We start from the raw sequence: 13761 nt of genomic DNA on the forward strand, positions 1-13761 counted from the left end.
ATAGTGAAAATCAATCCAATAATTGTTAAAAAAAGCGGAAAGGATAAAGCAGAAAGCATAAAGCTGAAGGCTGAATGTTGAAGGCCCAAAGCTGAAGGCCTGGGAGATTGCCGGATTGTTTTTGCTTATCCTTTTTACCTTTTGCTTTATGCTTTCTGCTTTACGTTTATCCTTTATGCTTTACGCTTTATCCTTTCTGCTTTATGCTTTCTGCTTTATGCTTTCTGCTTTATGCTTACTGCACTTGCACGCCTTCTTCAATACTCGTTACATAGATCTCCGGTACTTTGCCGAATTTTTGTTGGTAACGGTCGCGGATATACGTTGTATATGCTGCTACCTGATCTTCCTGTACCAGGTTTATGGTGCAGCCGCCAAAACCGCCGCCCATTACGCGTGCGCCGGCTACTTCCGGGCGTTGTTTCGCCAGCTCTACCAGGTAATCCAGCTCAGGGCAGCTTACTTCATACAGGCGGCTAAGGCCGTCGTGCGTGGCATACATCAGCTTACCAAACTCCTGCAGGTTGCCCTGCTGCAGATAATCACAGGCCTGCTGCACACGGGCTATTTCTGCTATTACATAAGCACAGCGTTTATATACAATGTTATCCAGTTTGTCTTTTACGGCTTCCAGCATCTCCATGCTGGCATCGCGCAGGGACTGCACCTGCGGGTAGGCAGCCTGTAATATTTTTACGCCGGCTTCACATTGCTGGCGCCGTACGTTATATTCAGAAGAGGCCAGGGAGTGGTGCACCATTGAGTTACAGAGCACAATCTTCTGGTTAGGGAAGTTAAAGGGATAATAAGTGTAGGTAAGATCGCGGCAGTCCAGCAGCATCACCTGGTCTTTTTTCCCGTGCAGGTTCGCAAACTGGTCCATGATACCGCATTGTACACCGGGAAAAGTATGTTCTGCCTTTTGCCCTATCAAAGCCATATCCATACGGGATAGCGCATAACCCATTAAATGATCCAGCGCGGCTACCAGCCCGCCTTCTACGGCAGCGGAAGATGAAAGGCCTGCGCCTACCGGCACATCGCCGGCTATTACACAATCAAACCCCGGTACTTTATAACCGCGCTTTTGCAGCTGGTCTACTACGCCCAGCAGATAGTTGATCCACCCCGGTGTAGGTTTTACCGCATCCAGGTCAAAGCTTACCTGCTCTTTATTAAAGGCCGCATATGCATTGCATTTGTTGGTGCCGTTAAGCGCTACTGCATAAATAATGCGTTTGTCGATCGCGGCGGGTAATACAAAGCCATCGTTATAATCTGTATGCTCTCCGATTAAATTGATCCTGCCGGGAGAGCTTACCAGCACGGGTGTGTTGTGGAATAATTGAATGAACTGATCCCTGGTTTGTTGTAGCATCTTAATTAGATAGATGATATTAAATGTATAAAGTACGCCTAAAAATAAGGTACCATTCTTAATTACCCAACTGTAATAAGGGAAGGCGGTGAAAAGGGAGCGCCAAAGGGTTGGAGCAGCACCTGACTGGCTATGGAGCACTATCATATATGAGTATTAGCGCAATTGTAGTAAGATCATTCTCACATACCTTGTGGACTTGACGTGGACTTGATGTGGACTTGATGCGGGGATGAGGTGGAAAATAGCCGGCAAACATCAAAGAAAAAGCCCGCAGATCAGCGATCCACGGGCTTTCCGGTAGTTGAATAACAAGTCAAAAAATACTTAGGCCTTCGGTTTTCCTACCTTATGGCCTGCTATTGCAAAATACAGAATGTAAGCGTAACAGGGCAGCATGCAATATAAAAATGCCTGGCGGAAATTAATACTTTCGGAATGCAGGAAACCCAGCATACCATCTTTATTAAACAGGCCACCATACACCTGCGGTAATACGCCACCGCCAACAATACCCATTACTAAAAGGCCGGCGCCCAGCTGGGTGTATTTACCTAATTTATCAATAGCCAGGGGCCATATGGCAGGCCACATGAGCGCGTTGGCCAAACCCAATAATGCAATGAAAGTTACAGCTGTATAACCATCTGTAAGGTAAGCGCAGGTGGTAAATATTAAACCCAGTATAGCGGAGATCCGTAAGCTCATACTCTGGGAAATAATCTTAGGGATAGTAACAATACCAATTATATACCCCACCAGCATAGCGGCCAGTGTAAAGGAGGTAAAGTATTTGGTTTTATCCAGGCTCATACCCATCTGGTTACCGTAGGTACCAATAACATCACCGGCCATTACCTCTACCCCTACATATAAGAAGATACACAGCACGCCTAATAACAGGTAAGGGTATTGTGTAATGCTGGTTTTTTCTGTACCGGTGGAACCTGCATCGTTTCCGGATGTATCTATCTCCGGTAAGGAAGAACGTTTAATAAAGAAGGCAACTATCACCAGCACAATGGCCATTACAATATAGGGACCTATTACGCGGGAAGCCAGGCTATCCAGCAGCAGCGACTTTTGCGCGGCATCGGTAGCGGTATTGATCTGCTCTTCCAGCGCGGTAGCATTCTTTAATACAATGGTGCTTAGTACCAGCGGCGCAATAATACCGGCTATCTTATTACAGATACCCATAATGCTTATTCGCTTAGCTGCGCTTTCAATAGGGCCTATAATACTTATATACGGGTTAGAGGCCGCCTGCAGCAAGGTAAGGCCGGCGCCCTGCACAAATAAACCGGTCAGGAACATACCAAAGCTACGGGCATTGGCAGCGGGCAGAAAAATAACCGAGCCAACGGCCATTACCACCAGACCCAGTGCCATACCATTCTTGAAGCCTACCTTTTTAAGGATGAATGAAGAAGGTAATCCCAGGAAGAAGTAAGCTAAAAAGAAGGCGAAGGTTACCAGCAAAGCCTGTCCTATACTGAGCTCGCAGGCTATCCGCAAAAATGGGATCAGCGTACCGTTCAACCAGGTAACGAATCCAAATACGAAGAATAAGATCCCAATAATGGTAATCGATTGCACATAGCTGGCTTTCTTCTCCGGCAATGTAGCAACGGGCGAGTTTGACGACATAGATATAACTTAAAATGATGAAAAATAGATAGATTTTGGTTCACTGTAACGCGAACTTAAACAACTATTCCGGTATTTTCTAACCCCGGAAGTGGTATTTTTCCGGATTTTTCATTCACTACCATTTTTAGATAATTTTCTATAATCTGCGCGCTAAAACGTTTTTGCATAATATAAAATTTCAAGAATTTATTTTTATTTTAGAAAATCTTAAAAAATAATTTATACATTTATCGGGTAATAATCCATAGTAATTAAACACGTTTATGGCTGAACAATCAAAGCAAGGTACACATCCCTCCTTTTCAGTACTTGTTCTCGTTTTTTTCTTCTGGGGGTTTGTGGCCGCATCTAACAGTATCTTTATCCCGTTTTGTAAAGCGCATTTTGATCTAACCCAACTGGAATCCCAGTTAATTGACTTTGCTTTTTACGGCGCGTATTTCATCGGTTCCTTATTGCTCTATCTTTTTTCTGCTATCCGCGGTGTTGATATCCTCAACAAGATCGGTTATCAGAAAGGGATCATTTACGGTTTGCTGATATCCGTTGTAGGCGCTGCTGCGCTGATAGGTGCAGTGAACCTTGGTAACGGCATGGCTAACAAGTCCGGCGCGTTTTACCTGATCTTAGGAGCTTTCTTTATTGTAGCACTTGGGTTCTCATTGCAGCAAACTGCCGCTAACCCTTTTGCCATTTTATTAGGTGATCCTTCCAAGGGTACACACCGTTTAAATCTGGCTGGTGGTGTAAACTCTTTTGGTACTACCATCGGACCTATTATTGTAAGCATGCTGCTGTTTGGCAGCGCACAGGGTGGCGATGCTTCCAAAACAGACATCAGCAAGATCAATACTTTGTACATCCTGCTCATTGTATTGTTCCTGGTAGCAGCCGGTATTTTTGCATTGGTAAAAATGCCCAAAACCACGGGTGATGAACATTTTGAAAAATCCAGCAAAGCCAGTGGCGCGCTGGTAGCTATCACTGCTATGTTTGTGCTGATCGTGATCGGCATTACCACACAGAATGCATTACCATTTTTTATTGCCGGTATCGTTGGTATACTGGTTATTTTATTTTATGCTAAAACAGCATCACAAAAGAATGGCGACGGCTGGGGCGCTATGAAGTACCCGCAGCTGGTGCTGGGCATGATCGCCATTTTTGTGTATGTAGGTGTGGAAGTTTCTGTGGCCAGTAACATGGGCGCACTGCTGAAACATCCGGGTTTTCTTACTCCTGAAGGTTTAGCTGAATCACAGATCGATCCTTACATTTCCCTGTTCTGGGGTAGTCTGATGATCGGCCGCTGGACGGGCGCCATCACGGTGTTCAACGTTTCCAAGGCAACGCGTAAGCTGTTATTTGTGATCGTACCTTTCATTGCCTACGGTGTTATCTTAGGCGCCAATGCCTGGAAAGGCAACGACATCAGCGCACTGTATCCATATGCCGGTGTGATCGTAATACAGATCATCGGTTTCTTTGCCGGACAGGAAAAACCAGCCAAGACCTTAATGATCTTTGGCTTACTGGGTGTAGCCGGTATGGTGGTAGGTTTATTAACTACCGGTGCAGTTGCTACGTTTGCTTTTGTAAGCGGTGGCTTATTCTGTTCCGTAATGTGGCCTTCTATCTTCTCCCTGTCTATTGCAGGTTTAGGTAAATATACCAGCCAGGCTTCTTCTTTCCTGGTAATGATGATATTGGGCGGTTCCCTGATACCACCGGTGCAGGGCGGATTAGCAGACACGTCTCTTGGCATTCATGCCTCTTATATTATACCAGCCTTATGCTTTGCATACCTGGCGTTCTTTGCATTCAGAGTTAAAACTATTTTAAAATCTCAGGGAATCGATTATGAGTCAGCAATTAGTAGTGGGCATTGATATTGGTGGTACCAATACCAAATTCGGCGTTGTAGACCGCAGAGGCAATATTCTGTGTGATGGCCGTATGTTAACTAACCAACATGAAGATGTAGCTGGTTTTTTGGACGAGCTGCATGAGCACCTGTCTAAACTGATAGACCAGGCAGGCGGCATAGATAATATCAGGGGTATAGGTGTGGGCGCGCCCAATGGCAACTATTACACCGGTAATATTGAATATGCACCAAACCTTCGCTGGAAGGGCGTTATACCACTGGCTAATTTGCTGGGAGAGAAATTTGGTTTACCTACTGTGTTAACCAATGATGCCAATGCAGCTGCATTGGGAGAGCTGATGTATGGCGCTGCCCGCAGCATGAAAGATTTTATTGTGATCACCTTAGGTACAGGCGTAGGCAGCGGTATTGTTGCCAACGGACAGTTAATATATGGTCATGATGGTTTTGCAGGTGAGCTGGGCCATTGTATTGTGATCCCAGGCGGCAGGTACCACCCCGGGACCGGTGCGCACGGATCCCTGGAAGCCTATGCTTCCGCTACCGGCGTAACCAATACCGCATTGGAATTCCTGGCTACCCGCCCGGAAACCAAGAGCACACTGCGCGATCTGAAGAAAGAAGAGATCAACTCCAAAACCGTGTTTGACGCGGCTATGGCAGGTGATCCGCTGGCCAGGGAAGTATATGAGTTCACCGGTAAAATACTGGGTGAGGCTTTGGCCAACTTCGTTATGTTCAGCAGCCCGGAAGCTATTATATTATTTGGCGGTTTAACCAAAGCCGGTGACCTGATCATGAAACCGGTGCGGGAACACATGGAGCTGAACCTGTTGCCTATTTTCCAGAATAAAGTGAAGCTGGTATTCTCTGAGCTGAAAGAAAGTGATGCCGCTATTTTGGGCGCGAGTGCGCTGGCGTGGGAGATGAAGGATTGAATGGCCGATGGTCCACAGTCGATGGTCCATAGCATAATGCGATAGAGAAGGTTTAAGTGGAATGGCTGGTAATGGGGATGTTATGGTACGGTCCATGGCCCGGTGGGGAGAGGAAGGTGTAAAATGGAATGGCTGGAACGGATAATGGTGCACGGCCGGGTGCGGGTGAAAAGCAGAGCGTGGAAGGCTTTGGAGGATTGTAACGGAAGTGGGATTGAACGAATAAAATAAATACAGTATCTTTCGATCCATATTATCTTATATGCAAGATCGTAGAAACTTTTTAAAAGCAGCGGCCCTTGGTGCCGCTGCTTTCTCTTTAGATGGAGTAAGCGCTGCACCTGCCGGCGCAGCAGGTAAAACCGTAAAGGGGAAACCTATCGTGATCTCTACCTGGGACTTCGGCATCCCTTCCAACAAGGCTGCCTGGGAAGTGCTGAAAAAAGGCGGCCGCGCGCTGGACGCCGTAGAAGCAGGCGTGCAGATACCGGAAGCTGATCCGGCAGTAACTACGGTAGGTTATGGCGGCTACCCGGACCGGGATGGCCATGTAACCCTGGATTCCTGTATTATGGACGAGCTGGGGAATTGCGGTTCTGTAGCAGCACTGGAACATATTGTACATCCTGTTTCCGTGGCCCGTGCCGTAATGGAAAAAACACCGCACGTAATGCTGGTAGGTGAAGGTGCGCTGCAGTTTGCGCTGGCCAACGGTTTCAAAAAAGAGAACCTGCTAACACCGGAATCAGAAAAAGCCTGGAAAGAGTGGCTGAAAAAATCTGAGTACAAACCGCAGATGAATATTGAGAACAAGTCTTATAACGCTAACGGCACTACGGCGTTTAGTCCGCTGCAGTTACCGGGCAACGTATATAACCACGATACCATTGGCATGCTGGCGATGGATGCACAGGGCAACCTGTCCGGTGCCTGCACCACCAGCGGTATGGCCTTTAAAATGCGTGGCCGTGTGGGCGATTCTCCCATTATTGGCGCTGGTTTGTATGTGGATAATGAAGTAGGCGGCGCTACCTCTACCGGTGTGGGTGAAGAGGTGATCCGTATTGTAGGCAGCCACCTGGTGGTAGAGCTGATGCGGCAGGGATATTCACCTGAAGCGGCTTGTAAGGAAGCGGTAAAACGTATTGTGAAAAAGAGCCCGCAGAAATCAAAAGAGATCCAGGTAGGTTTCCTGGCCCTGAATAAAAAAGGGGAGTTTGGCGCGTACTGTTTGCAGGAAGGTTTCAGCTATGCGGTGTGTACCAGCGATACGCGGAATGAGCTGATAAAGGGGAAACATTTTTATTAGTTGACAGTTTTTAGTTGGCAGTTGCCAGTGGGCAGTGGGCAGTCGGGAGGTACTTCTTATTGTAAGCGTGATCATAACAGGGCAGCTCCTGACTACAAACTGCAAACTCTTAAATTTAAAAACGGCACTACGCAGTATGCATTGACTGCCAACTGCAAACTGCCAACTGCAAACTAAATTCAAAACCGGCACTACGCAGTACTCATTGACTGCCAACTGCCCACTGGCAACTGCCAACTTTTAAAAACTATGAGCGTTACCTTAGAAATATGCGCCGGTTCCGTAGGTTCCTGCATAGCTGCCCAGGAAGGGGGCGCACAACGCATTGAGCTGTGCGATAACCTGCTGGAAGGCGGCACCACACCCAGCTACGCTACCATAGCAGTGGCGCGGGAAAAAGTGCAGATCGCCCTTTACCCTATTATACGCCCGCGCGGGGGTGATTTTTTATATGACGCCCATGAGTTTGAAGTAATGCAGCGGGATATAACCCTATGTAAACAGCTGGGCTGCGACGGTGTTGTAATAGGCATTCTTACCCCCGACGGACGGGTGGATAAAGAAAGATGTAAAAAACTCGTAGACCTGGCCTGGCCGATGGGCGTTACGTTTCACCGTGCCTTTGATATGACGGCAGACCCGCTGCAGGCCCTGGAAGATATTATTGAAATTGGCTGTGAACGCATCCTTACTTCCGGGCAGCGTAATACTGCAGCGGAAGGTACTGCCCTGCTGAAAACGCTGGTACAGCAATCACAGGAACGTATAGCCATTATGGTAGGCTCCGGCGTACGGGCCCATAATATTGCCATCCTGGTAAAGGAAACGGGCGCGGTGGAATACCATACCACCGCCAAAGCCTATGTAGAAAGCGGTATGACCTACCGAAACCCCAATGTAAGCATGGGCGGCATTCCCGGTGTACCGGAATACGGTATTTCCCTTACCCAGGCGGCTGAGGTAAAAAAGATCAGGGAGGAAGCGGAGAAGGCTTATCAGGAAATGTTGTAAATTGGATCAAACGAAGTAAGAGATCAGCGGCAGGAAAAGAAGTTAGAAGTAAGCGATAAGAAAGTAAGATACCTGCAATTTGTTATTCGAAATCAGAGATAGGAAAAGACACCTACTTCATACTTCAATATCTGATAAACTATGAACCGTTACCTTATTATCCTGATCCTGGCACTCTGTTGCTGCAGCTGGCCGTTACTACTACCTGCGCAAAATCTGAAAGTGCTTACCTACAACATTCATCACGGCCAGAACAACCAGGGCGCCGTAGACCTGCAAGGCATTGCCAACGTTATACTGGCCACCAATCCTGACCTGGTAGCCCTGCAGGAAGTAGACAGCGCTACTACCCGCACACAAGGCGCCGATCAGCTGAAAGAACTGGCTTCCCTTACCGGCATGTACACCTATTTTGCAAAAGCAATGGATTATGAAGGCGGCGCTTATGGCACCGGTATCCTGTCCAGAATGCCTATTACCGCCACAGAACGTATAGCCTTACCTGGTAATAAGGACCGGGAGCCGCGCATAGCCGGCATTATTACCCTGCAGCTGCCCGGCGACAGCCTGCTGCAATTTGTAAGTGCACACCTGGATGCCAGTGATGAACCCACCGACCGTATAAACCAGGCCACCGCCCTGGTGCAGCGTTTTACCAATGCCAAAACACCTGTGATACTGGCCGGTGATCTGAATGCTGCACCTGCCACCAAAGAAACCGGCATTTTAAAGCAGCTGTTCACCGATGCCACCCAGGCAGCCGGCCCTACCTACCCGGCAGATACGCCTACCGTAAAGCTGGATTATATACTGCTGTATCCCAAACAACATTTTAACGTAACGACCACCCGCGTAATACAGGAAACCGTTGCCTCTGACCACCGGCCCCTGGTAGCTGAGCTGGAAATAAAAGAATAAACCGTTATACTGAAAGTTGTATCTTCGGAACCGTCTTTTTACCACCCATCAACCTGGCTGAAATAACATTTATGAACAGAACAATGAACCGTAAACGGGCCCTGTTACCCTGTGTAATAGCACTCGCCCTGGCAGGCCTGACCGCCTGTACCAACAATCAACAGGGAGCAGCACCTAAAGGCAAGGTAAGCATCATACCCATGCCGGTAAGCGTGCAGGAAACGCCCGATTCTTTTCTGCTGGACAAACAAACCGTGCTGGTAGCCACCACCCCGGAGGATAAACAATCTGCAGGCCTGTTCAATGCCTGGCTGAAAGAGCTGACCGGCTATGAGCTGACCGTGGCAGAACAGGGCGATAAGAACGCCATTGTGCTGCATACCGGTACAGACAGCAGCAAACATGCAGAAGGTTATACCTTAAAAGTGGGAAAAGACCGCATTGACATTAACGGCAATGACGGCAGCGGCACCTTTTACGGCATACAAACCCTTATACAATTATTACCGGTTGAAAAAGGCAGCACCTTGTGGATACCGGGCGCCGACATCAATGATTATCCCCGCTTCCCTTACCGCGGGCTGCACCTGGATGTAGGTCGCCACTTCTTTTCCGCCGACTTTGTAAAGAAATATATTGACCTGCTGGCCATGCATAAGATGAACACTTTTCACTGGCATCTTACGGAAGACCAGGGCTGGCGTATAGAGATCAAAAAATATCCGCGCCTGCAGGAAGTAGCTTCCAAGCGCAAAGAATCCATGGTAGGGCATTACAACGATCAGAAATTTGACGGTAAACCTTACGGCGGTTATTACACCCAGGAAGAAATAAAGGATGTGGTAGCCTATGCCACCGCACGCCACGTAACCGTGATACCTGAAATAGAAATGCCCGGCCACTCCCTGGCAGCATTAACCGCTTACCCTTACCTGGGCTGCACCGGCGGCCCTTATGAAGTAGGCACCAAATGGGGCGTGTTTGATGATATTTACTGCGCCGGCAACGACAGTACCTTCCTGTTCCTGCAGGATGTGCTGGATGAAGTAATGGCGCTGTTTCCCAGCAAATACATACATATTGGCGGCGATGAAGCCCCTAAAACACGCTGGGAAAAATGCCCCAAATGCCAGAAGCGCATGAAGGACGAAGGTTTGAAAGATGTGCATGCGTTACAGAGCTACTTTATTCAGCGCATGGAAAAATACCTGAACAGCAAAGGACGCCGCATTATTGGCTGGGATGAGATCCTGGAAGGCGGCCTGGCCCCTGATGCCACTGTAATGAGCTGGCGCGGGGAAGAAGGCGGCATAGCAGCAGCCAAACAAAAACACGATGTGATCATGACGCCGGGCAACTACTGCTATTTTGACCACTATCAATCCAAAGGGAAAAATGAGCCCGTTGCCATTGGCGGTTATACACCGGTAAGTGAGGTATACAGCTATGAGCCCATACCCGCCGGTTTAAGCAAGGAAGAAGCCAGCTACATTAAAGGCGCGCAGGCCAACGTTTGGTCTGAATACATGCCGAATGCAGAGCACGTGGAATACATGGTATACCCGCGCGCTACAGCCATGGCAGAGGTTTTATGGAGCCCTGCTGAAAAACGTAATTACGATGATTTTGTGGAAAGGCTGAAGCAGCACCTGCACCGCCTGGATATGAAAAAAGTGAACTACGCCAAACATGTATTTGAAATACGCGGTGAGGTTGACAGCACTGCCAGCGGTGTATCCGTAAAGCTGGACAGCAAGCTGGATGGCGGTAAGATCTTTTACACAACAGATGGCAGCGCGCCTAGCCCTAAGGGCACTGCGTATACCAATCCTATAGTGATAGACAAGGCAGAAACTATCCGCGCGCTGGTGTTCCTGGATGATAAGCCCTACGGCAATGAGTACACGCAACCATTTGTGTTCCATAAAGCATTGGCTAAAAAAGTTACCCTGGCGCAACCGCCTAATGGTAACTACAATCCCGGCAGCCCGTTTGCATTGGTAAATGGTATTGAAGGTGTAAAGGAATACAATGATAACCAGTGGTTTGGCTACAGCGGCAACAACATGGAAGCCACCGTGGACCTGGACAGTGTGCAGGACATTCACTCCGTAGGCGTGAACATCCTGAACGCCAAAGGCCCGGGCATATACCCGCCCAAACAGGTAACTTTCCTGGTATCTGACGACGGACAGCATTTTAAGGAAGTATATAAACAAACTACCTTTGCCAAAGAAGGCATTAACCAGGTACGGGCGCCTTTACAGCAGGTAAAAGGCCGTTATGTGAAGCTGGTAGCCCAGAATACAGGCACTATACCGGCAGGCGCAGAAGGCGCGGGCAGCAAGGCCTGGCTTTTTGTGGACGAGATAATAATTAATTAACAACGCGCAGCTGTGCAAATATGCAGATGTATTGAAATTGCAGCACAAAGGCCGCTCCCGGCAGCTGCACATTTGCATATTTGCCCACCTGCACATCGGTTTAGCAACTGGTTTTGTTAAACAGTTGCTAAAAAAGCTACCAGATTAGCACATTTTTATTTAATTTTCCGGCTCGTTTTTAAAACGCCTCTAATCCAAAACATCACTTACCATGACGCTTAATCACCAGGAGATCGAACTGATTGACAGTTTTGAACAGATAGCCGTGGATATTCATCCCACAGCTAAGGAAGGATCCCGCGCAGTAGCACAGGAAATAGCAGCACTCATCAAAGCAAAACAAGCAGCCAAAGAAACCTGTGTACTGGGCCTGGCCACCGGCTCTACGCCCAAGTACCTGTATGCGGAGCTGGTGCGCCTGCACAAAGAAGAAGGCCTGAGCTTTAAGAATGTAGTCACCTTTAACCTGGACGAGTATTATCCCATAGAGCCGGATGCCCTGCAGAGCTACAACCGGTTCATGAAAGAGCAGTTATTTAAACATATCGATATACCGGAAGGCAATTATTTTGTACCGGACGGCACCCTGCCCAAGGAAAAAATGAAGGCTTACTGTGAGGAGTACGAGCGCAGAATAGAATCTGCCGGCGGCATAGACCTGCAGGTACTGGGCATTGGGAACAACGGCCATATTGGTTTTAACGAACCCGGCGCCAGCGTAAACTCCCATACCCGCCTGGTAACGCTGGATAACAGCACCCGCCTGGCCAATGGCTTTGAGTTCCCGAATATGAGCCAGGTACCCCGTTTGGCTATTACCATGGGTATTGGCACCATTTTCAAAGCCAAACGCGTATTGCTGATGGCCTGGGGCTCACACAAAGCCAAGATCGTACGCAGGGCAGTAGAAGGTCATTATTCTGACCAGGTGCCGGCCTCCCTGCTGCAACAGCATCCAAACTGCCGGTTTGTGATAGATGAACAGGCCGCACAGGAGCTGACCCGTTATAAGGAGCCCTGGCTTACCGGCGATTGCGAATGGACACCCAGCCTGCGCCGCAAGGCAGTAACCGGCCTGGCCATGAAGCTGGACAAGCCCATTCTGATGCTCACGGATAAGGATTACAACGAGAATGGTTTGAATGACCTGATCGTACAATACGGTTCTGCGTATGAGCTGAACATCGAAGAGTTTAACGGCATCCGCGATACCATTACCGGCTGGCCCGGCGGCAAACCCGGCGCGCCACTGCCCAAACACCCGGAACGTTCAGAGCCTTCACCCAAACGCGTGCTGATCTTCTCCCCTCACCCGGATGATGATATCATTTCCATGGGCGGCACTTTCATACGTCTGCATGAGCAGGGGCATGATGTGCATGTAGCTTACCAGACCTCCGGCAATATTGCGGTAACCGATGAATTTGTGCTGCGCTTTATTGACTTTGCCGTAGGCTTTGAAGGTATGTTTGATATAGACAGAAGCAAGAGCTCCCAGATACTGGATGAAGCAAAAGCTTTCCTGAAGATCAAGAAACCCAGCCAGAAAGATACGCCTGAAATACGCGCCATTAAAGGCCTCATACGCCGTTGCGAAGCAAAAGCCACCTGCCGTTACGTAGGTATTAAGGAAGAGAATATCCACTTTCAGAACCTGCCTTTCTATGAAACCGGTTTGGTGGAAAAGAAACCCATGGGCGAAGAGGATGTGCAGCTGACCATGCAACTGTTACGCGAGGTAAAACCGCATCAGATCTTCTGCGCAGGTGACCTGGCCGACCCGCATGGCACTCACAAGGTGTGCCTGGACATTGTGTTTGAAGCGCTGAACCGCCTGAAACATGAGGCCTTTATGAAAGATTGCTGGGTATGGCTGTACAAGGGAGCCTGGCAGGAATGGGACATTCACGAAATTGAAATGGCGGTACCTATGAGCCCCGACCAGGTGGTTCAAAAACGTTTGGGCATCTTTATTCACCAAAGCCAGAAAGATGTTGTACCTTTCCAGGGAACCGATCTGCGTGAATTCTGGCAAAGAGCAGAAGACCGCAACGCTAACACCGCCGAACTGTATGATAAGCTGGGATTACAGAAATATGCTGCGATGGAAGCTTTTGTACGGTATCATTTTATGTAAGCCATAAGGGATCACAAGTATGTATATAACGTAACACCTCCGTAAATACGGGGGTGTTACTTGTTTATAGCCATATCTATAAGTACCATACTGGCCAGCCTTGGCGATAGTAGTCACATCTCTGCACCGGTGAGCGGTTATATTT

9 protein-coding genes are annotated in these 13761 nt (G+C 48.4%); 7 read left to right on the top strand and 2 right to left on the bottom strand.

What is annotated here, in order from left to right; genetic code table 11:
* Window positions 1-235 precede the first annotated feature (235 nt).
* The gene (galK, locus tag BMZ54_RS31360; protein WP_089921187.1) at window positions 236-1378 is read right to left on the bottom strand and encodes a galactokinase; all 1143 of its coding nucleotides are present in this window, start codon (window positions 1376-1378) and stop codon (window positions 236-238) included.
* Window positions 1379-1705: 327 nt separating this feature from the next.
* A complete protein-coding gene (locus tag BMZ54_RS31365; protein ID WP_089921056.1) occupies window positions 1706-3028 on the bottom strand; it encodes a sugar MFS transporter in 1323 nt (440 codons plus the stop codon).
* A gap of 266 nt (window positions 3029-3294) precedes the next feature.
* Here BMZ54_RS31365 and BMZ54_RS31370 point away from each other — a divergent pair, with 266 nt between their 5' ends.
* The 7 genes from BMZ54_RS31370 to nagB all read left to right on the top strand — a co-directional run bounded on the left by BMZ54_RS31370 (window position 3295) and on the right by nagB (window position 13616).
* Complete coding sequence (locus BMZ54_RS31370; protein ID WP_089921058.1) at window positions 3295-4920, top strand: MFS transporter; 1626 nt, start codon at window positions 3295-3297, stop codon at window positions 4918-4920.
* Entirely contained in the window at window positions 4892-5857 is a 966-nt protein-coding gene (locus tag BMZ54_RS31375) for an ROK family protein (RefSeq protein ID WP_089921059.1), read from the top strand. The genes BMZ54_RS31370 and BMZ54_RS31375 overlap by 29 nt, the downstream gene beginning before the upstream one ends.
* Before the next feature lie 262 nt (window positions 5858-6119).
* Window positions 6120-7166 carry a glycosylasparaginase gene (locus tag BMZ54_RS31380; protein ID WP_089921061.1) on the top strand — a complete coding sequence of 349 codons (1047 nt, stop codon included), beginning with the start codon at window positions 6120-6122 and terminating at the stop codon, window positions 7164-7166.
* A 249-nt stretch (window positions 7167-7415) separates the two neighbouring features.
* Window positions 7416-8177, top strand: a complete 762-nt coding sequence (locus BMZ54_RS31385; RefSeq protein ID WP_089921063.1) for a copper homeostasis protein CutC — start codon at window positions 7416-7418, stop codon at window positions 8175-8177.
* A gap of 141 nt (window positions 8178-8318) precedes the next feature.
* Entirely contained in the window at window positions 8319-9095 is a 777-nt protein-coding gene (locus BMZ54_RS31390; protein WP_089921064.1) for an endonuclease/exonuclease/phosphatase family protein, read from the top strand.
* A 71-nt stretch (window positions 9096-9166) separates the two neighbouring features.
* Window positions 9167-11479, top strand: coding sequence for a glycoside hydrolase family 20 protein (locus BMZ54_RS31395; RefSeq protein WP_202909409.1), 2313 nt, complete (start codon window positions 9167-9169; stop codon window positions 11477-11479).
* A 211-nt stretch (window positions 11480-11690) separates the two neighbouring features.
* Complete coding sequence (nagB, locus tag BMZ54_RS31400) at window positions 11691-13616, top strand: glucosamine-6-phosphate deaminase (protein ID WP_089921068.1); 1926 nt, start codon at window positions 11691-11693, stop codon at window positions 13614-13616.
* The last annotated feature ends 145 nt before the right edge of the window (window positions 13617-13761 follow it).

It is taken from the genome of Chitinophaga rupis (assembly GCF_900109685.1).
Lineage (GTDB): Bacteria > Bacteroidota > Bacteroidia > Chitinophagales > Chitinophagaceae > Chitinophaga > Chitinophaga rupis.

Bases quoted from the DNA above. Each gene is read 5' to 3' on its own strand.
- BMZ54_RS31375 (WP_089921059.1), top strand. From the start codon at position 4,892: ATGAGTCAGCAATTAGTAGTGGGCATTGATATTGGTGGTACCAATACC.
- BMZ54_RS31380 (WP_089921061.1), top strand. From the start codon at position 6,120: ATGCAAGATCGTAGAAACTTTTTAAAAGCAGCGGCCCTTGGTGCCGCT.
- BMZ54_RS31370 (WP_089921058.1), top strand. From the start codon at position 3,295: ATGGCTGAACAATCAAAGCAAGGTACACATCCCTCCTTTTCAGTACTT.
- BMZ54_RS31395 (WP_202909409.1), top strand. From the start codon at position 9,167: ATGAACAGAACAATGAACCGTAAACGGGCCCTGTTACCCTGTGTAATA.
- BMZ54_RS31365 (WP_089921056.1), bottom strand. From the start codon at position 3,028: ATGTCGTCAAACTCGCCCGTTGCTACATTGCCGGAGAAGAAAGCCAGC.
- nagB (WP_089921068.1), top strand. From the start codon at position 11,691: ATGACGCTTAATCACCAGGAGATCGAACTGATTGACAGTTTTGAACAG.
- BMZ54_RS31385 (WP_089921063.1), top strand. From the start codon at position 7,416: ATGAGCGTTACCTTAGAAATATGCGCCGGTTCCGTAGGTTCCTGCATA.
- galK (WP_089921187.1), bottom strand. From the start codon at position 1,378: ATGCTACAACAAACCAGGGATCAGTTCATTCAATTATTCCACAACACA.
- BMZ54_RS31390 (WP_089921064.1), top strand. From the start codon at position 8,319: ATGAACCGTTACCTTATTATCCTGATCCTGGCACTCTGTTGCTGCAGC.